Source organism: Pseudomonas aegrilactucae (assembly GCF_019168305.1).
In the GTDB taxonomy this organism is placed as follows: Bacteria; Pseudomonadota; Gammaproteobacteria; order Pseudomonadales; family Pseudomonadaceae; genus Aquipseudomonas; species Aquipseudomonas aegrilactucae.
In genome coordinates this window covers 26,464-49,515 of sequence record NZ_JAHTBI010000036.1, presented here as the reverse complement: position 1 = coordinate 49,515, position 23,052 = coordinate 26,464, and the positions used below count along the sequence as shown (strand labels likewise).

At 64.1% G+C, this 23,052-nt stretch carries 20 protein-coding genes; 10 read left to right on the top strand and 10 right to left on the bottom strand.

Features of this window, described 5'->3' with window-relative positions:
• Nucleotides 1–231: 231 nt before the first annotated feature.
• On the top strand, nt 232–531 hold the full coding sequence (locus KUO17_RS10370) for a PilZ domain-containing protein (protein ID WP_217975475.1): 300 nt from the start codon (nt 232–234) through the stop codon (nt 529–531).
• 54 nt (nt 532–585) lie between these two features.
• On the opposite strand, the gene KUO17_RS10365 is transcribed toward KUO17_RS10370, so the two are convergent.
• Nucleotides 586–1,290 (bottom strand): MlaA family lipoprotein, encoded by a 705-nt coding sequence (locus KUO17_RS10365; RefSeq protein ID WP_217975474.1) that lies wholly within the window; start codon nt 1,288–1,290, stop codon nt 586–588.
• Nucleotides 1,291–1,498: 208 nt separating this feature from the next.
• On the opposite strand from KUO17_RS10365, the gene pcrP reads away from it, so the two are divergent.
• Nucleotides 1,499–2,089, top strand: a complete 591-nt coding sequence (pcrP, locus tag KUO17_RS10360; protein ID WP_217975473.1) for an HAD superfamily inactivated hydrolase PcrP — start codon at nt 1,499–1,501, stop codon at nt 2,087–2,089.
• A gap of 124 nt (nt 2,090–2,213) precedes the next feature.
• Entirely contained in the window at nt 2,214–2,477 is a 264-nt protein-coding gene (locus KUO17_RS10355; protein WP_217975472.1) for a DUF4404 family protein, read from the top strand.
• 49 nt (nt 2,478–2,526) lie between these two features.
• On the opposite strand, the gene queF is transcribed toward KUO17_RS10355, so the two are convergent.
• Nucleotides 2,527–3,357 carry an NADPH-dependent 7-cyano-7-deazaguanine reductase QueF gene (gene queF, locus KUO17_RS10350; protein WP_217975471.1) on the bottom strand — a complete coding sequence of 277 codons (831 nt, stop codon included), beginning with the start codon at nt 3,355–3,357 and terminating at the stop codon, nt 2,527–2,529.
• 57 nt (nt 3,358–3,414) lie between these two features.
• On the bottom strand, nt 3,415–3,921 hold the full coding sequence (locus KUO17_RS10345) for a cupredoxin domain-containing protein (RefSeq protein ID WP_217975470.1): 507 nt from the start codon (nt 3,919–3,921) through the stop codon (nt 3,415–3,417).
• A gap of 152 nt (nt 3,922–4,073) precedes the next feature.
• Here KUO17_RS10345 and KUO17_RS10340 point away from each other — a divergent pair, with 152 nt between their 5' ends.
• A complete protein-coding gene (locus tag KUO17_RS10340) occupies nt 4,074–4,754 on the top strand; it encodes a heavy metal response regulator transcription factor (protein WP_217975469.1) in 681 nt (226 codons plus the stop codon).
• On the top strand, nt 4,751–6,097 hold the full coding sequence (locus tag KUO17_RS10335) for a heavy metal sensor histidine kinase (protein WP_217975468.1): 1,347 nt from the start codon (nt 4,751–4,753) through the stop codon (nt 6,095–6,097). Before KUO17_RS10340 ends, KUO17_RS10335 begins: the two co-directional genes overlap by 4 nt.
• Nucleotides 6,098–6,191: 94 nt before the next feature.
• Here the strand turns inward: KUO17_RS10335 and KUO17_RS10330 are convergent, their stop codons facing one another.
• The 3 genes from KUO17_RS10330 to KUO17_RS10320 all read right to left on the bottom strand — a co-directional run bounded on the left by KUO17_RS10330 (nt 6,192) and on the right by KUO17_RS10320 (nt 9,450).
• Nucleotides 6,192–7,436 (bottom strand): lipoprotein-releasing ABC transporter permease subunit, encoded by a 1,245-nt coding sequence (locus KUO17_RS10330; protein ID WP_217975467.1) that lies wholly within the window; start codon nt 7,434–7,436, stop codon nt 6,192–6,194.
• Between the two features lie 72 nt (nt 7,437–7,508).
• Nucleotides 7,509–8,192, bottom strand: a complete 684-nt coding sequence (lolD, locus tag KUO17_RS10325; RefSeq protein ID WP_217975466.1) for a lipoprotein-releasing ABC transporter ATP-binding protein LolD — start codon at nt 8,190–8,192, stop codon at nt 7,509–7,511.
• Between the two features lie 7 nt (nt 8,193–8,199).
• Nucleotides 8,200–9,450 (bottom strand): lipoprotein-releasing ABC transporter permease subunit, encoded by a 1,251-nt coding sequence (locus tag KUO17_RS10320; protein WP_217975465.1) that lies wholly within the window; start codon nt 9,448–9,450, stop codon nt 8,200–8,202.
• 94 nt (nt 9,451–9,544) lie between these two features.
• On the opposite strand from KUO17_RS10320, the gene KUO17_RS10315 reads away from it, so the two are divergent.
• Together KUO17_RS10315 and KUO17_RS10310 are read left to right on the top strand one after the other, a co-directional pair.
• Nucleotides 9,545–10,132, top strand: coding sequence for a PilZ domain-containing protein (locus KUO17_RS10315; protein WP_217975464.1), 588 nt, complete (start codon nt 9,545–9,547; stop codon nt 10,130–10,132).
• A 27-nt stretch (nt 10,133–10,159) separates the two neighbouring features.
• Nucleotides 10,160–10,882: a glycerophosphodiester phosphodiesterase gene (locus KUO17_RS10310; RefSeq protein WP_217975463.1), complete on the top strand. Its 723-nt coding sequence runs from the start codon at nt 10,160–10,162 to the stop codon at nt 10,880–10,882.
• A 42-nt stretch (nt 10,883–10,924) separates the two neighbouring features.
• On the opposite strand, the gene sthA is transcribed toward KUO17_RS10310, so the two are convergent.
• The 3 genes from sthA to KUO17_RS10295 all read right to left on the bottom strand — a co-directional run bounded on the left by sthA (nt 10,925) and on the right by KUO17_RS10295 (nt 15,053).
• Entirely contained in the window at nt 10,925–12,319 is a 1,395-nt protein-coding gene (sthA, locus tag KUO17_RS10305) for a Si-specific NAD(P)(+) transhydrogenase (RefSeq protein ID WP_217975462.1), read from the bottom strand.
• Between the two features lie 197 nt (nt 12,320–12,516).
• The gene (locus tag KUO17_RS10300) at nt 12,517–13,500 is read right to left on the bottom strand and encodes an FAD:protein FMN transferase (protein WP_217975542.1); all 984 of its coding nucleotides are present in this window, start codon (nt 13,498–13,500) and stop codon (nt 12,517–12,519) included.
• 89 nt (nt 13,501–13,589) lie between these two features.
• On the bottom strand, nt 13,590–15,053 hold the full coding sequence (locus KUO17_RS10295) for a glyceraldehyde-3-phosphate dehydrogenase (RefSeq protein WP_217975461.1): 1,464 nt from the start codon (nt 15,051–15,053) through the stop codon (nt 13,590–13,592).
• A gap of 180 nt (nt 15,054–15,233) precedes the next feature.
• Between KUO17_RS10295 and mfd the strand changes: the two genes are divergently transcribed.
• From mfd to KUO17_RS10280, 3 genes are read left to right on the top strand one after another with little or no spacing between them, the layout of a single operon-like run.
• The gene (gene mfd / locus KUO17_RS10290) at nt 15,234–18,683 is read left to right on the top strand and encodes a transcription-repair coupling factor (protein ID WP_217975460.1); all 3,450 of its coding nucleotides are present in this window, start codon (nt 15,234–15,236) and stop codon (nt 18,681–18,683) included.
• 10 nt (nt 18,684–18,693) lie between these two features.
• Complete coding sequence (locus tag KUO17_RS10285) at nt 18,694–19,266, top strand: CsiV family protein (RefSeq protein ID WP_217975459.1); 573 nt, start codon at nt 18,694–18,696, stop codon at nt 19,264–19,266.
• Between the two features lie 4 nt (nt 19,267–19,270).
• Nucleotides 19,271–21,940 carry a DEAD/DEAH box helicase gene (locus KUO17_RS10280; protein ID WP_217975458.1) on the top strand — a complete coding sequence of 890 codons (2,670 nt, stop codon included), beginning with the start codon at nt 19,271–19,273 and terminating at the stop codon, nt 21,938–21,940.
• Nucleotides 21,941–22,049: 109 nt separating this feature from the next.
• Here KUO17_RS10280 and nagZ read toward each other — a convergent pair whose 3' ends face one another.
• Nucleotides 22,050–23,048, bottom strand: coding sequence for a beta-N-acetylhexosaminidase (nagZ, locus tag KUO17_RS10275; RefSeq protein WP_217975541.1), 999 nt, complete (start codon nt 23,046–23,048; stop codon nt 22,050–22,052).
• Nucleotides 23,049–23,052: the final 4 nt, after the last annotated feature.

The window sequence follows — 23,052 nt, the reverse complement described above, 5'->3', positions numbered from 1 at the left end:
CGGCCAGGTAACACGAGGCCCGCTTACTGGATTCACTTCTAGCCACTCTTGAGGTGCAGGGCAAAAAGGTCTGCCCGGCAACTGTTCAGAGGTGCCCTGTAAGGCGCAGACGGTACTCCCATCCGCCAGGGGTTTCAAGCATGCGCCGATGGTCGCCTTCGCTCTTTACAGCGCAAATCACCGGGAGTTATAAAAACCCCATCTATCGCAACCCAATGGAAGGATGCAGGCATGAGCCACAACCACGCAGACTACAGTGAGAAGCGTGATTTCCTACGGATGCGAGTGGACGCCGAGGTCGCGCTGATCACCCCCGACAAGGTCATTGCCGCGACGTGCCTGGACCTGTCCAGCAGTGGCATGCAGGTACGGGCGCCGCAGCGCTTTCAAGTCGGCGACAACCTGCAGGTACGCATAGACTCCGATCATCCCGCCCTCGCCGGGCTGGAGGCCGAAGCTCAGGTGGTATGGATCGCCGACCAACCGCAGAACGAGCAAAAACTCGGGCTCAAGATACTGTCGATGAGTTGAACAATCAGACACAAAAAAGGCGGCCACATGGCCGCCTCTTCGGCTGAGCAACGATCAGAAATCGTCTTTCACTTCGCCATCCTTGACCTTGAATTCGCGGTTCTGCAGGTAGGCATTGCGGATGAAGCTGTACTTGTCGCCGCGGATCATCTTCTCGGCCGGCAACAGGCTGGCGCGGGTGTCGACCACATCGACCGCAAGCGCGGTGTTGCGCGTCGGCACGTGATTGATGTAGCGGTAGGGTTCGGTGTAGCTGTCAGGGTACTTGGCCAGTGCATCGCGCACCGTGCTTGGGCCCAGCAGCGGCAGCATCACGTAAGGGCCGCTCTGCACACCCCAGTAACCGAGGGTCTGGCCGAAGTCTTCATCGCTGCGCTGCAACCCCATGCGGGTGCCGACATCGAAGAAGCCGGCGAGGCCGAAGGTGGTGTTGACGATCAGCCGCGCCGTGTCGACACCCGCCGCGTGCGGCTTGAGCTGCAACACGTTGTTGGCCAGGTTGGTCACCTCACCGATGTTGCGGAACATGTTGTGGATGCCATCTTCCAGAAACTGCGGGGTCACCCACTGGTAGCCCTGCGCCAGTGGCTTGAGCGCGTAGGTGTCGACGGTATCGTTGAAACGGAAGATCGGACGGTTGATGCTCTCCCACGGGTCTTCTTCGGTCGCCGCCTGAGCCATCACCGGCGCCAGCAGCAGGCTCGCGCAGACACAGGCCCGGGTCACACGATCGATCACGCCAGCACCGATCCCACGCATAAAGTATCTCCTAGACAATCACTGTGCTGCCTGACACGAGGGCCTGCAGCAGCCAAAAAGGAAACAAGTATAAAGCCTCCCACCCAGATTAGGCAGCTTCGCACACCCTGCGTCGGTAATTTGTGATTGAAGACGATGCGGTCATCAAACCGTCACTGCGCGGTCATGTTCAGGCGCTAGCCTTGCTGGTTATTTCAGGGACGTTGCCATGCCCCATTCCCCCGCCTTCACCGCCGTGCTGTTCGGCCTGCGCGGCTGCCTCGTCGATTTTGGCGCACGCTGCCAGGCCCCCGGCAGCGAACCCGTCGAGCCAACCCCTGGCGCCCTGCACGCCCTGCACTGGCTGCAGCAGCACGGCGTGCCCTGCGCCTGGCTCGACGATGCACCAGCCGCCCTTGCCACCCACCTGAGCCAGGCACTGCCGGCCGGGCTCGCAGCGCCCACTGCCGCCAGCAGCCATGCCCCGTGGCCCGCGCCAGATGCCTGCTGGCAGGCCTTGATGCACCTGAAGACCGCGCAACTGGACGGTTGCGTGCTGGTCAGCGGCGAACCGCGCCTGCTGCAGGCCGGCCTGAATGCGGGGCTATGGACGGTGGGGCTGGCCTCGTGCGGCTCGTTGTGCGGCGTGTCTGCCGCACACTGGCAGGCACTGGATGAGCGCGAGCGCGAACACAAACGCGGCAAGGCCACCCTGCAACTGTTCAGCCTGGGGGTGCATTCGGTGATCGATCAGTTGGAGCAATTGACCGATTGCCTGGCCGATATCACCCAGCGCCGTCTCAAAGGTGAAAAACCCTGATACAGCCCCATTGATCAGGGTCATGCAAAGCGGCGCGCAGTGGATTAATCTGAACCACAAGGCATGGACCTTTCGCCAGCCGGCGGGGTCCATGACTGTGCCTATTCATAGAGGGAGATCACCCATGCCTGCCCGCGAACTGCAAGCGCAACTCAACGCCCTGCGCGAGCAACTGGAGCAAAATCCGCCGCTCTCGGAAGCAGAGCGCGTTGAACTGCACGAATTAATGGCGCAGATCCAAGCAAAAATCGAACTGGAGGCAGTAACCCCGGACAACAACCTGGTCGACGGCGTCAACCTGGCCGTGGAGCGCTTCGAAGTGGAGCACCCGGGCCTGACCGCCACCTTGCGCAATATCGTTCAGAGCCTGCAAAGCATGGGCATCTGAACACCGCCTGCATGAAAAAAGCCCCGTCGCACTGCACGGGGCTTTTTCGTTACTGGCGCACCAGGCGGCCGTTGCTCAGGGTCACCGCCTCGGTGCTGCGGTAGGGATTGATGTCCAACCCGCCACGGCGTACGTAACGCGCATACACCGTCAGCGTTTCAGGTTTGAGCAGGTGCTTGAGGTCGAGGTAGATGCGTTCCACGCACTGCTCGTGGAAGTCGGCATGCTGACGGAAGCTGATCAGGTAGGCCAGCAGGCTCGCAGGGTCCAGCGCCGCGCCGCGGTAGTGCACCGTGACGCTGCCCCAGTCCGGCTGGCCGGTGACCGGGCAGTTGGACTTGAGCAGGTGGCTGTGCAAGGTTTCTTCCACCACCCGCCCGCTGTCGCAGCGCAGCAATTCGGGCTGTGGCTGTTCGTAGTTGCTGATGCTCACGTCCAGGTCGTCGATGCACACGCCAGGCAGGGCCACCACGCCCTCGCCTTCGACCTCGCCCAGGCTGCGGATACGCACGCCCACCGGCTTGCCGGCGGCGGCCGAGAGGTCCTTGACCAGGCACGCTTCAAGCGCCTGCGGTGACTCGAAAACCGTCTGGTTCAGCGAGTTCAGGTACAGCTTGAACGACTTGGACTCGATGATCGCCGGCGAGTCGGCGGGGATGGCGAATTCGCCGATCGCCACCACCGGCTTGCCCGAGGGCAGCAGCCAGGACAGCTCGAAGCAGTTCCAGAAATCCACGCCCTGCCACGGCAGCGTCTGTGCACTGACCCCAAGCTCGGCCCATTTGGCGGCACGCGGAATCGGGAACAGCAGCGACGGGGTGTAGGTGGAAACGTATTCGCTGGACTTGCCCAGCGGGGAGTGTTCGGCGGCGGGATGCATGGCTCAAACCTGAAGGACGAAATTGCCCTAGTTTATCGGGTTTGAGCCCTGCGTTGGTCATTCGGCGATGGTCAGTGTACCCAGCATGCCGGCCTGGTAGTGCCCAGGCACGTTGCAGGCGAACTGGATCGGTGTCGACTGGCTGAAGGCCCAGGTCAGTTCGGCGCGCTGGCCGGGCGCGACCATGACCATGTTCGGGTCGTCGTGCTGCATGCCGGCGTGCCCCGTTGCGCCGTGTCCCATGCTGCCGTGCGCCCTGCCAGAAGGGTCCATCTGGCCTTGCATGGCTACCATCTGTTGCTGGTGACGTGCGTGCATGGCAGCATCCCCCAGGTTGAATTCATGCGCCACCTGCCCCTTGTTGACCAGCACGAAACGCACCGTTTCGCCGGCCTTGACCGTGAGCGCCCGCGGTTCGAAATACATGTCGCCCATCACCACCTCGACCGTGCGTGTGGCTTGCGCCGCCGCAGCCGGCTTGCCAAAGGCATAGTCGTGTCCAGGTGCAGCCAGCAGCGGCAGGCTCCACAGCGCCAGCGCACCCGCGATCATCCAGCGTTTCATCGTGCATCCTCTATGATGTTGCATCCGCATGCCACCCACTGTAGACAGCCCGCACTGGCAACGAGCTGACAAAAAGATTACAACTTTGTCAGCTTCACCCTGCCCCCGCTCGCGCACGGTATAACCCCGACACCCACCGCCCCGAGAGCCCCATGAAACTGTTGATCGTCGAAGACCAGCCCAAGACCGGCCTCTACCTGCGCCAGGGCCTGAACGAGGCCGGCTTCAGCACCGAGCTTGCCACCGATGGCGACACCGGCCAGTACTTGGCGCTGAACGGCGACTACGACCTGCTGATTCTCGATGTGATGCTGCCGGGACGCGACGGCTGGCAGATCCTGCAGGCCGTGCGTGCGGCCGGGCTGGAACTGCCGGTGCTGTTCCTCACCGCCCGTGATGCCGTGGAAGACCGCGTGCATGGGCTGGAGCTGGGCGCCGATGACTACCTGATCAAGCCTTTTGCGTTTTCCGAGCTGCTGGCGCGGGTGCGCACCCTGTTGCGCCGCGGCACCAACCCGGCACAGGAAACCACGCTGAGCCTGGCCGACCTGCGCCTGGACCTGATTCGCCGACGCGTCGAGCGCGCTGGCACACGCATCGACCTCACCGCCAAGGAGTTCGCCCTGCTCGAACTGCTGCTGCGCCGCCAGGGCGAAGTGCTGCCAAAGTCGCTGATTGCCTCGCAGGTGTGGGACATGAACTTCGACAGCGACACCAACGTGATCGAAGTCGCCATACGCCGCCTGCGCCTGAAGGTCGACGACGCCCACGACAACAAGCTGATCCACACCGTGCGCGGCATGGGCTATGTGCTCGAAGAGCGCGCGGCATGATGCGTCGGCTTTCCCTGGGCGGGCGCCTGGCCCTGCTGTTCGCCGCCTGCACCGCCGCCGTGTCGCTGGTGGCCGGGGTGCTGTTCAGCCGCGCCAGCGAGGCGCACTTCATCGAGCTTGATCAACAGATGCTCGAGAGTCGTCTGTCGGTACTGCGCCAGGCACTCGACGGCGTGCACGAACGCACTGCCCTCGCCACACGCCTGCCGGCATTGCAAGGCGAGCTGGACCACCAGGCCGACCTCGCGCTGCGTATTCGCGGCAGCGATGGGCACGTCTGGTTCGACAGCCGGCCAGGGCTGCCCGATACCCCCCACGCACCGGGCGTAAGCACGCTCCATACCGAGGGCGTGGATTTTCGCAGCCTGGGCGTATCGCTTGAAGGCGGCACCCAGCTCACGCTGCTGCTGGACATCACGCATCACCAGCACTTTCTTCAGCGCATGCAGCGCCTGATCTGGCTGACGGTCGGCCTGTCGGCCCTGGCCACCGCACTGCTCGGCGCCTGGGCCGCACGCAGCGGCTTGCGCCCGTTGCGCCAGATGGGCGAAGTGGCAGCCAGCGTGTCGGCGCGTTCGCTGACCACACGCCTGCCGCAGGAGCAGATGCCACTGGAGCTGGCGGAACTGGCGGGCACGATGAACGCCATGCTCGAGCGCCTGGACGACGCCTTCCAGCGCCTGTCGGGGTTTTCTGCAGACATCGCCCACGAGCTGCGCACGCCCCTGTCCAACCTGCTGACCCACACCCAGGTCACTCTCACCCGCCCGCGCAGCCTGGAAGAGTACCGCGAGGCATTGCATGGCAACCTGGAGGAACTGCAGTGGATGGCGCAACTGGTCAACGACATGCTGTACCTGGCCAAGGCCGACCATGGCCTGCTGATGCCCAACCGCGAGCCGTTGGCACTGGAACAGGAGGCGGATGCGTTGCTCGAGTATTACGCGGCGCTGGCCGAGGAGGCGCAGATCACGCTGAGCCGCGAGGGCGAGGCGGCCCTCACCGGGGACCGCCACATGCTGCGTCGGGCGCTGTCCAACCTGCTGGACAATGCGCTGCGCTTCACGCCGGCACAGGGCGAGATTCGCATTGTGATTGCGCAGGATGGCGCGGGGGTTCATCTGGAAGTGGCCAATCGCGGGGCCGCGCTCGACACGACGCTGCTGCCACGGCTGTTCGACCGGTTCTACCGGGCCGATCCGGCACGCCGCGAAGGCAGCAGCGAGCATGCGGGGTTGGGACTGGCGATCACGCGCTCGATCGTGCAGGCGCACGGCGGGGTGATCAGTGCCGAATCGGCGCAGGGGTGGACACGCTTCGTGATCGACTTGCCCACCTCATGACACCATTCGCTGGCAAGTCAGCTCCCACAGGGTTCAGTGCTGGACCTGTGGGAGCTGGCTTGCCAGCGAATGGCCGCGCAGCGGCCTCAGCGCATCACTCGTAACGCAAGGCGTACGCCGGCTCGACCTGCGAAGCGCGCCACGCCGGGTACAACGTGGCCAAAAAGCTCATTACCAGCCCCGCACTGCAGATCAACGCCACATCGCCCCACTGCAGCTGCGACGGCAAGGTGCTGATGAAGTACACGTCGGAGGTAAAGATATGCTGCCCGCTGACCCGCTCCAGCCAGCCGACGATCTGGCTCACATTGAGCGCCGCGATCACCCCCAGCACGCCGCCGATCAAGGTACCGACCACCCCGATCAGGCTGCCCTGCACCATGAACGTGCCCATGATCTGTGCAGGCGTCGCGCCGATGGTGCGCAGGATGGCGATATCCGCGCCCTTGTCGTTCACCACCATGATCAGGGTGGCAATGATGTTGAACGCCGCTACCGCGATGATCATCATCAGCAGCAGGCCGATCATGGTCTTTTCCATCTTCATGGCACTGAACAGGCTGCCCTGTGTGTGCGTCCAGTCATCGGCACGGTACTGGCCGCCCAACTGCGCGACGATTGCCGCCGATACCTGCGGCGCGCTGTACAGGTCCTTGACCTTGAGCCGCACGCCCTGCACCTGGCCAGGCTCCCAGCGCTGCATGGTCGCCGCATCGGCCATGTGGATCAGGCCCATGGAACCATCCAGCTCGGCGCCGACCTTGAACACGCCCACCACGTTAAGCCGCTGCATGCGCGGGGTGATGCCACCTGGCGCCGAACTCACCTCTGGCACGATCAGAGTCAGCTTGTCACCGACGTTCAGGCGAAAGCGGCGCGCCGTCATCTCCCCCACCACCACGCCGAACTCGCCCGGCTTGAGGTCGTCGAGACGGCCCTGGACGATATGGTCGGCAACGATCGACACCTTGCCTTCCTGCGCAGGGTCGATGCCGCTGATCTGGATCGGCTGCATCGAGCCCTTGTACGACAGCATGCCTTCCATTTCGGTCAGCGGCGCGGCGGCCACCACCTCGGGGTTCTTCGACGCGGCATCGGCCACCGCCTGCCAGTTGTCCAGCGGCGTGGCACCGAGCACGGCCGCATGCGGCACCATGCCGAGGATTCGTGCGCTCATTTCACGCTGAAAGCCGTTCATCACCGACAACACCACGATCATCGCCAGCACGCCCAGCGACAGGCCGATCATCGAGGTCATCGAAATGAACGAGATGAAGTGATTGCGGCGCTTGGCGCGGGTGTAACGCGCACCGATGAAAATTGACAAGGGTCTGAACATGAACTGAAGCACCCAGGTAAAGAAAAGGAACACGCGGCCCGCCAGTATCGGCGGGCCACCGGTACGGCCAGGTCAGATCGAAACCAGTCGCCCGTCTTCCAGGCGCAGCACACGGTCCATCTGGCGCGCCAGGTTGAGGTCATGCGTGACCACCAGGAACGCGGTCTGCGAAGCGCTGCTCAGCTCCTGCATCAGGTCCTGGATGCCCTGGGCGGTGTGATGGTCGAGGTTGCCGGTGGGCTCGTCGAGCATCACCAGGCCTGGACGGTTGACCAGTGCACGGGCGATCGCCACGCGCTGACGCTCGCCACCGGACAGCTCGGACGGCTTGTGGCTCAGGCGATGACCCAGGCCGACGCGCGTGAGCAAGGCCTCGGCGCGTTCACGCGCTTCGGGGATCGGTGTGCGGCCGATCAACAGGGGCATGCACACGTTCTCCAGCGCGGTGAACTCCGCCAGCAAGTGGTGGAACTGATAGACGAAGCCCAATGCGCGGTTGCGCAACAGGCCGCGTGCACGCTCACCGAGTGCCGACAGCTCTTCACCCGCCAGCCACACACTGCCCTGGGTGGGCGTGTCGAGACCGCCCAGCAGGTTGAGCAAGGTACTCTTGCCCGAACCCGAACTGCCCACGATCGCTACGCGCTCACCGGGGTGCAACTCCAGCTGCAGGCCCGACAACACCTGCACCGACTCCGGGCCTTCCTCGTAGGATTTGCCCAGGTTGCGGCAACTCAGCACTGCTTTATCACTCATGCCCAACTCACTCATAACGTAGCGCCTCCGCAGGCTGGGTGCGTGCCGCACGCCAGGCCGGATACAGGGTGGCGAGAAAACTCAGGACCAGCGCCGCGCCGCAGACCATCCACACATCTTCGGCCATGACCTGCGACGGCAGGTAATCGATGAAGTACACGTCGGCATTCAGGAACTTGTGCCCGATCAGCCGCTCCAGGCCCGCAATCGCCGCGCTCACGTTGAGCGCTGCGCCAATGCCGACCACCGCGCCGATCAGGGTACCGACCACGCCGATCACGGTACCCTGCACCATGAAGATCGCCATGATCTGCCCGGGCGTGGAGCCCAGCGTGCGCAGGATGGCGATGTCGCCCCGCTTGTCGTTGACCACCATCACCAGGGTGGAAATGATGTTGAACGCCGCCACCGCCACGATCAGCAGCAACAGCAGGCCGATCATGGCCTTTTCCATGCGGATGGCCTGGTACAGGTTGCCGTGGCTGCGGGTCCAGTCACGCGCATAGAACGCCTGCTCGCCCAGCGTCTGGGCGATGTTCCAGGCCTCGCGTGGCGCCTGGAACAGGTCGTCGAACTTCAGCCGCAGGCCCTGTACCTGATCGGCCTTCCAGCGGTGCAGGCGCGACAGGTCGGACAGGTTGGTCAGGCCCAGGTAACCGTCGATCTCGCCGGCGCCCACATGGAAGATACCGACCACGGTGAAGCGCTTCATGCGCGGGAACATGCCGGCCGGGGTCACGGTGACCTCGGGGGCGACGAAAGTCAGCTTGTCGCCGATGCCCACGCCCAGCTTGGCCGCAGCCTTGTCGCCGATCATGATGCCGAAGCTGCCGGGCGCCAGTGCATCGAGCTTACCCTCGCGCACGAAGTCGTCGATGATCGACACCTTGCGCTCTTGCGCAGGGTCAATGCCGTTGAGCAGCACCTTCTGTACCTTGCCCTCATGGGTCAGCAGGCCCTGCATCTGGGTGAACGGCGCCACCGCCAGTACCGCCGGGTTCTGCTTAACTGTATCGGCAAGGGCCGGCCAGTCGCTGATCGGCTGCCCGGTCTCGAGGGTGGCATGGGGCACCATGCCCAGCACGCGGGTACGCATCTCATGATCGAAGCCATTCATCACCGACAGCACCACGATCATCACTACCACGCCCAGGGCGAGGCCGATCATCGAGGTCAGCGAAATGAACGAGACGAAGTGGTTGCGGCGCTTGGCACGGGTGTAACGCGTACCGATAAATACGAAAAGAGGTCTGAACATGTCGGGGCTTGTTCGGAGGAAAGAGGAACGTCCTTGTGGCGGGGCTTGAATAGCAGCTTTACACTCAGACCACCGCCGCTACCATGGGTTCGCCATGTCGACATTAGATGAAGAAGATCGCCGCGAATACTACCGTATCGAGGACCGGATCGCACTGGAAATTACCCCGCTGAGCGCCGCCGAGGCCTTGGGCGGCGAGTTGTTGCAGGATGCTTCACCGTTGTTCAACCTGCTCAGCGAACTGCACCTGAGCGAGTTCGAGTCTCAGCACCTGCTACGTCAGCTCAGTGACAAGGACCGCACCCTGGCCGCCTTTCTCAAGGCGCAGAACAAACGCATCGACCTGCTCAGTGCAGTGGTTGCACAGACCCTGCTGGGGCAGATCGGCGAAGCGCGCACGGTGGTGCTCTCGGAGGGCGGCGTCGAAGTGCGCCAGGCCCAGGCCATTACCGCCGGCAGCCGCGTCTCGGTGAAAATGGTGCTGATGCCCCAGGCCCTCGGGCTGTTGCTGCGGGCCAAGGTGACCCATTGCGACAGCAAGGCCGACGGGCTGTTCGAGATTGGTGCCGAATTCGTCGAGATGACCGATGCCCAGCGTCAACTGCTGGCGCGCTACATTCTCCAGAAGCAGGCGCAGCAACGTCGCCAGGCCTTGGAGCAGAACGACCCGAGCGCCTCCTGAGTTTCACTCTTTCTTGAAGGAACAAACGTGACCCAGATTTACGGCCACCGCGGCGCCAAGGGCGAAGCCCCCGAGAACACCCTGAGCAGTTTCCAGCAATGCCTGAGCCACGGCGTTCGCCGTTGCGAGCTGGACCTGCACCTGTCGTCCGACAACGAGCTGATGGTCATCCATGACCCCAGCCTCAAGCGCACTACCGGCCGTGGCGGCAAGGTGGTCGAGCATGCTGCCGCCGACCTGGTCACCTATGATGCACGCAAGGGCGGCCCTGGCTGGGTCAAGCCCTGCCCGATCCCGCGCCTGGAGGAACTGTTCGAACAATGTGATTTCGAGCACTGGCAACTGGAGGTCAAGAGCGCCTCGCGCACCCGCGCCGCCACCACGGTGCTGGCGATTCGCGAAATGGCCCAGCGCTTCGGCCTGCTGGACAAGGTCACCATCACCTCCAGCTCACGGGAAGTGCTGGGCGCCGCCCTGGAGCTGACCCCGGACATCTCCCGCGGGCTGGTTGCCGAGTACACCTGGCTTGACCCGCTGAAGGTCGCACAGAACTATGGCTGCACGCTGCTGGCGTTGAACTGGACGCACTGCACCCCCGAGCGCCTGGCCAAGGCCCAGCGTCAGGGGTTGCATGTGTCGGTGTGGACGGTCAACGAGCCGGCGCTGATGCTCCGACTCGCCGACTTCGGCGTAGACAGCCTGATTACAGACTTTCCCGGTTTGGCCAGCGCCACCCTCGAGAATCGCTGAAATCGGTCTCCCCGGCCGGCTCAGGCCACCGGCCGGAGCCGCTCAAAAAAGCCGGTTGAGGCCGTCGTAGGCGGCAACCCGATAGGCTTCGGCCATGGTCGGGTAGTTGAAGGTGGTGTTGACGAAGTACTTCAGTGTGTTCTGCTCACCCGGCTGGTCCATGATGGCCTGGCCGATGTGCACGATTTCCGAAGCCTGGTAGCCGAAGCAGTGCACACCGAGGATCTGCAGGGTCTCGCGGTGGAACAGGATCTTGAGCATGCCTTGCGGCTCGCCGGCGATCTGCGCACGCGCCATGCCCTTGAAGAACGCCTTGCCCACTTCGTACGGCACCTTGGCCTGGGTCAGTTCCTGCTCGTTCTTGCCGATCGAACTGATCTCCGGGATGGTGTAGATGCCGGTCGGCACGTCATTGACGAAGCGCCAGCTGCCATTGTCGACGATGCTGCCAGCAGCCGAACGGCCCTGGTCGTGGGCGGCACTGGCCAGGCTCGGCCAGCCGATCACGTCGCCGGCGCCGTAGATGTTCGGCACGCAGGTGCGGTAGGCCTCGTCCACTTCGATCTGGCCACGGCTGTTGACCTTCACGCCGATGTTTTCCAGGCCCAGGCGGTCGGTGTTGCCGGTACGCCCGTTGCACCACAGCAAGGCGTCGGCCTTGATCTTCTTGCCCGACTTCAGGTGCAGGATCACCCCGTTGTCCAGACCTTCGACACGCTCGTAATCTTCGTTGTGGCGCACAGTGATGTTGTTGTTGCTGAAGTGGTAGCTCAACGCCTGGGAAATCTCGGAGTCGAGGAAGCTCAGCAACTGCCCGCGGTTGTCCACCAGCTCGACCAGCACGCCCAGGCCACTGAAGATCGAGGCGTATTCGCAACCGATCACCCCGGCGCCGTACACGATCAGTTTGCGCGGGGTGTGGCCCAGGCTCAGGATGGTGTCGCTATCGTAGATACGCGGGTGGTGGAAGTCGATATCGGCCGGGCGATAAGGGCGCGAGCCGGTGGCGATGATGATGTGCTTGGCCACTAGTTTTTCGACCACGCCGTTGGCGCAGACCACTTCGATGGTCTGCTCGTCGGCGAAGCTGCCGGTACCGAAGAACACGTCGACGCGGTTGCGGGCGTAGTAGCCAGTGCGCGAGGCGACCTGCTTGGAGATGACTTTCTCGGCGCTCTTGAGCACGTCGGGGAAGGAGAACCAGCGCGGCTCACCAATGGCCCGGAACATCGGGTTGGTGTTGAACTGCATGATCTGGCGCACCGAGTGACGCAGGGCCTTGGACGGGATGGTGCCCAGATGGGTGCAGTTACCGCCGACCTGACGACGGCTATCGACCATCGCTACCTTGCGTCCTGCTTTGGCGGCATTCATTGCCGCCCCTTCTCCTGCCGGGCCGGAACCCAGCACCACTACGTCGTAGTTGTAGACAGCCATGCGTACTCCTTCAGAACAGGCCCGGACATCACATTGACCTCCGGGGCTACATCATGTCGCCATGGGCGCCATGCAAAAATTCGGGTGCAGTCTAATCAAGCTTGAACGCCGCGCACATTAACCCTTGGTCGCGTCGTAGGCTATTTTTCTCTGCACTACATGTACGTGCTCTTCGCCAGCAACGCTGGCGAAGCGTTTCATTGCTGCACAATCTTGTTGAATGCCGGCGTGGCCCGGGCCACGAACCCATCCTCCACCCGGCTGACGAATACCGCCGCAATACCGTGCTCGAGGGCATACGACCAGCCCCGCTCGGGCCCCAGTATCAGCAGTAGCGTCGAATACCCGTCGGCCATCAGCGCCGCCGGCTCCAGCACCGTCACCGACGCCAGTGCGTGGCTCACCGGCCGCCCCAGGCGCGCATCGAAGGTATGCGAATAACGCCGGCCATTGTCCTTGAAATAGTGGCGATAGTCACCCGACGTGGACACTCCGTAACCGTCCACAGGCACGACCTGCCGGGCAATCTGCAGGTCGTCACGGGGTAACTCCAGCGCGATGCGCCAGGCGCTGCCATCGGGCTTGCGCCCCACTGCCTTGAGCTCGCCGGTGGCCTCCACCAGAAAACTGTCGAGCCCCATGCCCCCCAGGCGCTCGACGATCAGGTCGACCGCATGGCCGGCAGCAATGCTGTTGAAATCCACCTCCACAGCAGCGTCCTTGCACAACTGCTGGCCGTCGATACGCAGATGCCTGTAGCCCACGCGCTCACGCACCCCGGCCAACGCCTGTGCATCCGGCACCTGCTCGGCACGCGCCTGCGGGCCGAAGCCCCACAGGTCGAGCAACGGCTCCACGGTGAGGTCGAATGCACCCTCGCTCTGGCGCGCCAATTGCTCGCCCACACGCACCAGCTGCAGCACATCGGCCGGCATCGGCTGGCAACGGTTGGCCGGCATCTGATTGAACTGCCCAACCAGCGAATCGCTGCGGTAGGTGGAAAAGCGCTGGTCGATACCTTGCAGAATGGCCTCGACCTCACTGCGCACCTGTTCAGGTGCAGCACCATCGCGCTTACGCACGTACTGCACCGTATAGCTGCTGCCCATGGTCGGGCCGCTGATGCGTTCGATCGAGTCCTCCTGCTCGCACCCGGCCAGCACCAGCACCGACACCAGCATTGCACGCCATGCACCCCTCAACGGCACCTCCTACAAAGCAAAAAAAACGGGAACCCGAAGGTTCCCGTCTTTTCAACGCAGCGTAAAGCTTAGCGTGGGAAGGCTGGCGGGTTGACCCCAGCCATGTCTTCCATCACACGTACCACCTGGCAGCTGTAACCGAATTCGTTGTCGTACCAGACGTACAGTACAACGCGGTTGTCGTTGCAGATGGTGGCTTCGGCGTCGACCACACCGGCGTGGCGCGAACCCACGAAGTCGCTGGACACCACTTCCTGCGAGCTGACGAAGTCGATCTGCTTGTGCAGGTCCGAGTGCATGGCCATCTGGCGCAGGTACTCGTTGATCTCTTCGCGGCTGGTGGCCTTTTCCAGGTTCAGGTTCAGGATCGCCATCGACACGTTCGGCGTCGGAACACGGATCGCGTTACCGGTCAGCTTGCCCTTGAGCACTGGCAGCGCCTTGGCGGCGGCAGTGGCGGCACCGGTCTCGGTGATGACCATGTTCAGCGCAGCGGAACGACCACGGCGGCTGCCCTTGTGGAAGTTGTCGATCAGGTTCTGGTCGTTGGTGTACGAGTGAACGGTTTCAACGTGACCGTTGACGATACCGAACTTGTCGTTCACGGCCTTGAGCACCGGCACGATGGCATTGGTGGTGCACGAAGCGGCCGAGATGATCTTGTCGTCCGGGCTGATTTCGCCGTGGTTGATGCCGTGCACGATGTTCTTCAGCGCGCCCTTGCCCGGCGCGGTAAGGATCACGCGCGAGGCACCCGGGCAGGCCAGGTGCTGGCCCAGGCCGTCGGCATCACGCCATACACCGGTGTTGTCCACGACCAGGGCGTTCTCGATACCGTACTGGGTATAGTCGACTTCGCTCGGGTTCTTGGCGTAGATAACCTGGATCAGGTTGCCGTTGGCGGTGATGGTGCTGTTTTCTTCGTCGATGGTGATGGTGCCATCGAACGGGCCGTGCACCGAGTCGCGGCGCAGCAGGCTGGCACGCTTGACCAGGTCGTTCTCGGCGCCCTTGCGCACCACGATCGCACGCAGGCGCAGGCCGTCGCCACCACCGGTCTTCTCGATCAGGATGCGCGCCAGCAGGCGGCCGATACGACCGAAGCCGTACAGCACCACGTCGGTGCCCTTGCGTGCAGAGGCGTTCTGCTGGCCAACCACGTCGGCCATTTCTTCACGCACGAACTGCTCGGCGCTGCGGCCGCTGCCTTCTTGCTTGAACTTGTTGGCCAGCTTGCCCAGGTCGACAGAAGCGGCGCCCAGCTTGAGTTCGCTCATGGCCTTGAGCAGGGGGAATGTCTCGTGGACAGACAGTTCGGTTTCGTCGGTCTGGCGATGACGGGCAAAGCGGTGGGCTTTGAGGATCGCGATCACCGAACGGTTGATCAGGCTACGGCCATAGATCGAGCTCACCACATTGTTATTGCGGTAGAGCTGACCGATAAGCGGGATCATCGCTTCTGCAAGCGCTTCACGATCGATCCACTCACCAAGACACTGGTCGGGCTTCTGAGTCACGGGAACCTTCCACATGTAGGGACAGAAAAAAGGGGCTACATTATGACGCCCCGCGTCGCTTCGAGCAATGAGCGCCTGTCGCCACTGGCGCACTACATGATTTGCACTTGATATTCCGCTGGCTGAAACCTGACAGCAACACCCCGCGCCCGGTACAATCGGCGTTTTGTCGCAACGCTTGGAGCTCGACCTCCCGTGCCTGTTCTGCGTCTACCGCACCTTCCGGCCACTGCCGGCAAACACACCTGGGGCAACCTGCCCGGGGCCGCTCTGAGCCTGGCCATCGCCGAGGCTGCCAGCGCCGCGAAGCGCTTCACCCTGCTGCTGACCGCCGACAGCCAGAGCGCCGACCGGCTGGAGCAGGAGCTGCGCTTCTTCGCCCCGAACCTGGCCGTGCTGCCATTCCCCGACTGGGAAACCCTGCCCTACGACCTGTTCTCGCCGCACCAGGACATCATCTCGCAGCGTATCGCCAGCCTGTACCGGCTGCCGGAGCTGGACCACGGGATCCTGGTGGTGCCGATCACCACCGCGCTGCACCGCCTGGCGCCCACGTGCTTCCTGCTGGGCAGCAGCCTGGTGCTGGACATCGGCCAGAAGCTCGACGTGGAGCAGATGCGCACGCGCCTGGAGGCCAGCGGCTACCGCTGCGTCGACACCGTGTACGAACATGGCGAGTTCGCCGTGCGCGGGGCGCTGATCGACCTGTTCCCGATGGGCAGCAAGCTGCCCTACCGCATCGACCTGTTCGATGACGAGATCGAGACCCTGCGCACCTTCGACCCGGAAACCCAGCGCTCGATCGACAAGGTCGACTCGGTGCGCCTGCTGCCGGCACGCGAGTTCCCGCTGCAAAAAGACGAAGTGACCCGCTTCAAGGCACGCTTTCGCGAACGCTTCGACGTGGACTTCCGGCGCAGCACGATCTTCCAGGACCTCACCAGCGGGATCATCCCCGCCGGCATCGAGTACTACCTGCCGCTGTTCTTCGAAGACACCTCGACGCTGTTCGACTACCTGCCCGAAAACACCCAGGTGTTTTCGCTGCCCGGCGTGGAACAGGCCGCCGAGCACTTCTGGAGCGATGTGCGCAACCGCTATGAAGAGCGTCGCATCGACCCCAACCGACCGCTGCTACCGCCTGCCGAGCTGTTCATGCCGGTGGAGGATTGCTTCGCCCGGCTCAAGGGCTGGCCGCGCGTGGTGGTCAGCCAGGACGACATCGACAGCGGCCCGGGGCGCGAGCGCTTCGCCGCGCAAACGCTGCCCGACCTGGCCATCCAGGCCAAGGCCAACCAGCCGCTGGCGGCGCTGTCGGGCTTTCTCGAGCAGTTCCCCGGCCGCGTACTGTTCACCGCAGAGTCCGCCGGGCGGCGCGAGGTGCTGCTGGAGCTGCTCGAACGCCTCAAGCTGCGCCCGCACACCGTCGACAGCTGGCACGACTTCGTCAAGAGCAAGCAGCGACTGGCGATCACCATCGCCCCGCTGGACGACGGCCTGCTGCTGGACGACCCGGCACTGGCACTGATCGCCGAAAGCCCGCTGTTCGGCCAGCGCGTGATGCAGCGCCGGCGCCGTGAAAAACGCAGCGACGTCAACAACGACGCCGTGATCAAGAACCTCACCGAGCTGCGCGAAGGCGCCCCGGTGGTACACATCGACCACGGCGTGGGCCGCTACCTGGGACTGGCGACCCTGGAGATCGATGGCCAGGCCGCCGAGTTCCTCACCCTCGAATACGCCGAGAACGCCAAGCTGTATGTGCCGGTGGCCAACCTGCACCTCATCGCTCGCTACACCGGCAGCGACGACGCCCTGGCCCCGCTGCACCGGCTCGGCTCCGAGACCTGGCAGAAAGCCAAGCGCAAGGCCGCCGAACAGGTGCGCGACGTGGCCGCCGAACTGCTCGACATCTATGCTCGCCGTGCGGCACGCAAAGGCTACGCGTTCGCCGACCCGTCAGTGGATTACGCCACCTTCAGCGCCGGCTTCCCGTTCGAGGAAACCCCCGACCAGCAATCGGCCATCGAGGCGGTGCGCGAAGACATGCTGGCCGCCAAGCCGATGGACCGCCTGGTGTGCGGCGACGTCGGTTTCGGCAAGACCGAAGTGGCCATGCGCGCGGCCTTCATTGCCGTGCACGGTGGTCGCCAGGTGGCGATCCTGGTGCCCACCACCCTGCTCGCCCAGCAGCACTACAACAGCTTTCGCGACCGCTTCGCCGACTGGCCGGTGACCGTGGAGGTGATGAGCCGCTTCAAGTCGGCCAAGGAAGTCAGCGCCGCGGTGGCCGACCTTGCCGAAGGCAAGATCGACATCGTCATCGGCACCCACAAGCTGTTGCAGGACGACGTCAAGATCAAGGACCTGGGCCTGGTCATCATCGATGAAGAGCACCGTTTCGGCGTGCGCCAGAAAGAACAGCTCAAGGCCCTGCGCAGCGAAGTCGACATTCTCACCCTCACTGCCACGCCGATCCCGCGCACCCTGAACATGGCTGTGGCCGGCATGCGCGACCTGTCGATCATCGCCACCCCGCCGGCGCGCCGGCTGTCGGTGCGCACCTTCGTGATGGAGCAGAACAAGAGCACCATCAAGGAAGCGCTGCTGCGCGAACTGTTGCGTGGCGGCCAGGTGTACTACCTGCACAACGATGTGAAGAGCATCGAGAAGTGCGCCGCCGACCTCGCCGAACTGGTGCCTGAGGCACGTATCGGCATCGGCCACGGGCAGATGCGCGAACGTGAACTCGAACAGGTCATGAGCGACTTCTACCACAAGCGCTTCAACGTGCTGATCGCCTCGACCATCATCGAGACCGGCATCGACGTGCCGAGCGCCAACACCATCATCATCGAGCGTGCCGACAAGTTCGGCCTGGCGCAGTTGCACCAACTGCGTGGGCGCGTGGGCCGCAGCCACCACCAGGCCTACGCCTACCTGCTGACCCCGCCACGCCAGCAGATCACCCCGGACGCCGAGAAGCGCCTGGAAGCCATCGCCAACACCCAGGACCTGGGCGCCGGCTTCGTGCTGGCTACCAACGACCTGGAGATCCGCGGCGCTGGCGAGCTGCTCGGCGAAGGCCAGAGCGGGCAGATCCAGGCGGTGGGCTTCACCCTTTACATGGAAATGCTCGAGCGCGCGGTCAAGGCCATTCGCAAAGGCACCCAGCCCAACCTCGACCAGCCGCTGGGCGGTGGCCCGGAGATCAACCTGCGCCTGCCGGCGCTGATCCCCGAAGACTACCTTCCCGATGTGCATGCCCGCCTGATCCTGTACAAGCGCATCGCTTCGGCGGTCGACGAAGACGGCCTCAAGGACCTGCAGGTCGAAATGATCGACCGCTTCGGCCTGCTGCCCGAGCCGACCAAGAACCTGGTGCGCCTGACCCTGCTCAAGCTGCAGGCAGAAAAACTCGGCATCAAGAAGGTCGACGCCGGCCCGCAGGGCGGGCGCGTCGAGTTCGAAGCCGAAACCCCGGTCGACCCGCTGGTGCTGATCAAGCTGATCCAGGGCCAGCCCAAGCGCTACAAGTTCGAAGGTGCGACGCTGTTCAAGTTCATGGTGCCCATGGAGCGCGCCGATGAACGCTTTACTACTGTGGAGGCGCTGTTCGAACGACTCGCCCCGAAAACCGCTTGAAGGAAGATCCATGCGTGCAATTCGTAGCTTGACCCTGCTGCTGGCGCTGATCGCGCCGGCCGCCTTCGCCGACACCCAGTACCAGGTCGAGATGTTCCTGGTGCGCCAGAACGCCGTGCCGGCAATCACCAGCCAGTTCGCCCCGGAAGACTGGCGCCAGGGTGCCAGGGCGCCCAGCGACTACGACGTGCGCAAAACGGTACTGACCGACCAGGCCGAGAAACTGGCAGCCGACAGCAACTACACCGTGCTGCTGCACAAGGCCTGGCAACAGCAGGTCGGCAGCGAACCGGCGCGGGTGGCCATCAGCGAAGGCCAGGAGCAGTTCGGCCACTTCCCGATCGAGGGCAACTTCAGCCTCAAGCAAGGGCGCTTCATCGAGGTCGAGGCCAACTTCTGGGTCAACCAGCTCGACGGCAACGGCAGCGTGATCCAGAGCGAACAGCTCAAGCAGATCAACAGCACGGTGAAGAACAACCAGCTGACGTTCCTCGATGGCGGGCACCTGGCCGTGCTGTTCAAGGTCATTGCTGCAGGCACCCGCACCACCTCTCCCGCCGAAGCGGAGATGATGGAGCAGTAGCGATATGTTGACCACACTGCAGCGTGCCCTCGGGAATGACTTCTGGCTCGACCAGTTCGGGCCCAGGGTCCTCGCCAGAGGCTCCAGTTACGAGGACGAAAAGCGCATCACCCTCGTTTCGGTCGACGCTGAAGGTGCAACCACCATTTGCCGCGGCTCGGGCGGCAATGTCTACCGGCAGACCTTGCGCGTGACGGACGACGCCTACCCGCGCCTGATCGCCAAGTGCAGTTGCCCGGTAAAAACAGATTGCAAGCATTGTGCAGCGGCCTTGTACCACCTCATGGCCTGGTTCACGGACAACCCGTCACTGCCGCAGATGCCTGAGTCGCACACCGTTTCACCACCCTACGAAGACCAGATCATCGAGAACGTGCCTGCCCGCCCCCACCTGACCCTGGGCAGCTACGAATTCAGCGCCTACATGCCCAAGACCGGCAAGATGCAACGCCAACTGCAACACCGCGCAGCACTGGCATTCACCTATGACGGCCTGCGCACCAGCGCCAGAAGCAACAGCGAGATCATCCGCATCGACGGCCGCATCCGCCAGCGCATCCAGCGCCAGCCCGATGCCGAAGCAACGCTGCGCCAGACCCTGAAGAAAATGGGCTTCAGCGTCGCCACCCGCCAGAGCAAGGCATTGCCCGACACGGCCGGCGAAATGCTGCAGATGGCCGACGACCAGACCTGGCTCGAGTTTGCTCGCCAGGGCATCGGTGCATTGCGTGACGCCGGCTGGGAGGTGGAGATCAAGCCCGACTTCGCCTTCAACCTGCACGACATCGACCACTGGTATGCCGATGTCGAGGAAGCACCGGGGCGCGAATGGTTCGACCTGGAGCTGGGCATCGTGGTCAACGGCCAGCGCCACAGCCTGCTGCCCATCGTGCTGCACCTGCTGCGCAGCAACCCGGAACTGCTGCGCGCCAGCGAGCTGGCCCGGCGCGGCGACGACGAACACCTGCTGATCGACCTCAATCGCGCACGCCACGACAGCCCGGCACTGCGCGTGGCGTTGCCGTATGCGCGCATCAAGCCGCTGATGGCAACGCTGGGCGAGCTGTACCTGGGCAACGACAGCGGCCCGTCATTGCGCCTGGCTGCGCCGGATGCAGCGCGCCTGAGCAGCATCGACGACATGGCCATGACCTGGCGCGGCGGCGACCGGGTGCGCGATTTTGCCCGACGCCTGCGCGAATCCAACCGGGTGGATGTGGCGGCACCCGAAGGCCTGAACGCCACCTTGCGCCCCTACCAGCTCGAAGGCCTGAACTGGCTGCAGACCCTGCGCGAACTGGAAGTGGGCGGCATCCTGGGCGACGACATGGGCCTGGGCAAGACCCTGCAGACCCTGGCACACCTGCTCACCGAAAAAAATGCCGGCCGCCTGCAACGCCCCGCACTGGCGGTGATGCCCACCAGCCTGATTCCCAACTGGCTCGACGAGGCGCAGCATTTCACCCCGCAACTGCGGGTGCTGGCGCTGCACGGCGCCGGGCGCAGCAAGCATTTTGGCGACATCGACCAGTACGACCTGGTGCTCACCACCTACGCCCTGCTGCCGCGTGACCTGGCGCACTTCACGGCGCGGCCCTGGCACCTGCTGATTCTCGACGAAGCGCAGAACATCAAGAACGCCACCAGCAAGGCGGCCGAAGCCGCGCGCGAGATCCAGGCCGGCCAGCGCCTTTGCCTGACCGGCACGCCGATGGAGAACAACCTGGGCGAGCTGTGGTCGATCTTCCACTTCCTGCTGCCCGGCTGGCTGGGTGACAGCAAGCGTTTCAGTCGCGACTACCGCACCCCCATCGAACGCCACGGCGATGCCGAGCGCATGGCCCACCTGGCGGCCCGGGTGCGACCTTTCCTGCTGCGCCGCACCAAGGAACAGGTTGCACGCGAGCTGCCGGCCAAGACCGAAATCGTGCACTGGGTCGAGTTGAGCGATGCGCAGCGCGACACCTACGAAACGGTGCGGGTGGCGATGGATAAAAAGGTGCGCGAGGAGATCACCCGCAACGGCGCGGCGCGTAGCCAGATCGTGATTCTCGACGCGCTGCTCAAGCTGCGCCAGGTGTGCTGCGACCTGCGCCTGGTAAAAAGCATGACGCCGCGCACCACGCATTCGGAAAAGGGCAAGCTGGCCAGCCTGATGCAGATGCTCGACGAGCTACTCAGCGAGGGCCGGCGCATCCTGCTGTTCTCGCAGTTCACCTCGATGCTCGAGCTGATCGAGCAGGAACTGCACAAGCGTGGCGTGAGCTATAGCCTGCTGACCGGTGAAACCCGTGACCGGCGCACGCCCGTGCAGCAATTTCAGTCCCGGCAGACCCCGCTGTTTCTGATCAGCCTGAAAGCGGGGGGCACCGGGCTTAACCTGACAGCGGCCGATACGGTGATCCACTATGACCCGTGGTGGAACCCGGCCACCGAGAACCAGGCAACCGACCGTGCGTACCGCATTGGCCAGGACAAGCCGGTGTTCGTCTACAAGCTGATCACACGCGGAACGGTGGAAGAGAAGATCCAGAAGCTGCAACAGGAGAAGGCGGCGCTGGCTGCCGGGCTGCTGGACGGGCGCCATGCCGGGGACTGGAAGCTGGCGGACGAGGATATCGACGCGCTGTTTGCCCCGCTGCCGGGAAGGCGTCAGGCCACAAAGTCAAGTTGATCCCTTCGCTGGCAAGCCAGCTCCCACAGGTTGCCCACCCCTTTGAAATCAGCGGTGTACCTGTGGGAGCTGGCTTGCCAGCGAAAGGGCAAGGCCAGCCAAAGCCCACTTAATCGATCAACTGCGCCTCTTTGAGCGCCCCGAGCGCCTCCAGCCAGCGCGGCTGCTCGCGGTAATCCGTACGCGCAAAAGCCTGCCCGCGCATCTGCGCGATACGCGGCGACGGCTTGACCTTCAATCGCTGCGCCGCCGACAACGCAAGCTCGGCTGCCGCGCGGTCATTGCACACCAGCCCCATGTCGCAACCGGCACTCAAGGCCGCCTCGATACGGCTCGCCGCATCACCCACCACATGCGCACCGGCCATCGACAGATCATCGCTGAAGATCACCCCGTCAAAGCCCAGCTCGCCACGCAGGATGTCCTGCAGCCAGCGCCGCGAGAACCCGGCCGGCTGGTTGTCGACCTGCGGGTAGATCACATGCGCCGGCATGACCGCCGCAAGCTGCCTGCTCAAGCGCGTGAACGGCACGAGGTCCGCCGCGCGGATCTGCTCCAGGCTGCGCTCATCGGTAGGGATGGCCACATGCGAGTCCGCCTCGGCCCAGCCATGCCCAGGGAAGTGCTTGCCGCACGCTGCCATGCCGGCGGCGTTCATGCCGCGGATGAACGCGCCGGCCAGCAGCGCGGCACGTTGCGGGTCGCCCTCGAAGGCACGGCTGCCGACCACGGCACTGCGCTGGTGATCCAGGTCCAGCACGGGGGCGAAACTCAGGTCGAGGCCCACTGCCAACACCTCTGTCGCCATCACCCAGCCACACTGCTCGGCCAGGTACTCGGCATTGGCGTTATCGGCAATTGCGCGCATGGCCGGCAGCCGCACGAAGCCCTGGCGCAGGCGCTGCACGCGACCGCCCTCCTGGTCCACCGCCAGGATCAGGTCGGGGCGCACGGCGCGAATAGACGCACTCAGCTCACGCACCTGGCGCGGGCATTCGATGTTGCGGGCAAAGATGATCAGGCCGGCCACTTCGGGCTGGCGCAACAGGTGGCGATCTTCGGGGGTCAACCAGGTACCGGCGACATCCACCATCAGGGAGCCTTGCAGGCTG

Excerpts from the sequence above, each read along its gene's own strand:
- KUO17_RS10295 (WP_217975461.1), bottom strand. The coding sequence starts at position 15,053 with ATGTGGAAGGTTCCCGTGACTCAGAAGCCCGACCAGTGTCTTGGTGAG.
- KUO17_RS10365 (WP_217975474.1), bottom strand. The coding sequence starts at position 1,290 with ATGCGTGGGATCGGTGCTGGCGTGATCGATCGTGTGACCCGGGCCTGT.
- KUO17_RS10330 (WP_217975467.1), bottom strand. The coding sequence starts at position 7,436 with ATGTTCAGACCCTTGTCAATTTTCATCGGTGCGCGTTACACCCGCGCC.
- KUO17_RS10315 (WP_217975464.1), top strand. The coding sequence starts at position 9,545 with ATGTCGACATTAGATGAAGAAGATCGCCGCGAATACTACCGTATCGAG.
- KUO17_RS10355 (WP_217975472.1), top strand. The coding sequence starts at position 2,214 with ATGCCTGCCCGCGAACTGCAAGCGCAACTCAACGCCCTGCGCGAGCAA.
- KUO17_RS10280 (WP_217975458.1), top strand. The coding sequence starts at position 19,271 with ATGTTGACCACACTGCAGCGTGCCCTCGGGAATGACTTCTGGCTCGAC.
- lolD (WP_217975466.1), bottom strand. The coding sequence starts at position 8,192 with ATGAGTGATAAAGCAGTGCTGAGTTGCCGCAACCTGGGCAAATCCTAC.
- KUO17_RS10300 (WP_217975542.1), bottom strand. The coding sequence starts at position 13,500 with ATGCTGGTGTCGGTGCTGGTGCTGGCCGGGTGCGAGCAGGAGGACTCG.
- KUO17_RS10335 (WP_217975468.1), top strand. The coding sequence starts at position 4,751 with ATGATGCGTCGGCTTTCCCTGGGCGGGCGCCTGGCCCTGCTGTTCGCC.
- KUO17_RS10285 (WP_217975459.1), top strand. The coding sequence starts at position 18,694 with ATGCGTGCAATTCGTAGCTTGACCCTGCTGCTGGCGCTGATCGCGCCG.
- KUO17_RS10345 (WP_217975470.1), bottom strand. The coding sequence starts at position 3,921 with ATGAAACGCTGGATGATCGCGGGTGCGCTGGCGCTGTGGAGCCTGCCG.
- sthA (WP_217975462.1), bottom strand. The coding sequence starts at position 12,319 with ATGGCTGTCTACAACTACGACGTAGTGGTGCTGGGTTCCGGCCCGGCA.
- queF (WP_217975471.1), bottom strand. The coding sequence starts at position 3,357 with ATGCATCCCGCCGCCGAACACTCCCCGCTGGGCAAGTCCAGCGAATAC.
- KUO17_RS10370 (WP_217975475.1), top strand. The coding sequence starts at position 232 with ATGAGCCACAACCACGCAGACTACAGTGAGAAGCGTGATTTCCTACGG.
- pcrP (WP_217975473.1), top strand. The coding sequence starts at position 1,499 with ATGCCCCATTCCCCCGCCTTCACCGCCGTGCTGTTCGGCCTGCGCGGC.
- KUO17_RS10320 (WP_217975465.1), bottom strand. The coding sequence starts at position 9,450 with ATGTTCAGACCTCTTTTCGTATTTATCGGTACGCGTTACACCCGTGCC.
- KUO17_RS10340 (WP_217975469.1), top strand. The coding sequence starts at position 4,074 with ATGAAACTGTTGATCGTCGAAGACCAGCCCAAGACCGGCCTCTACCTG.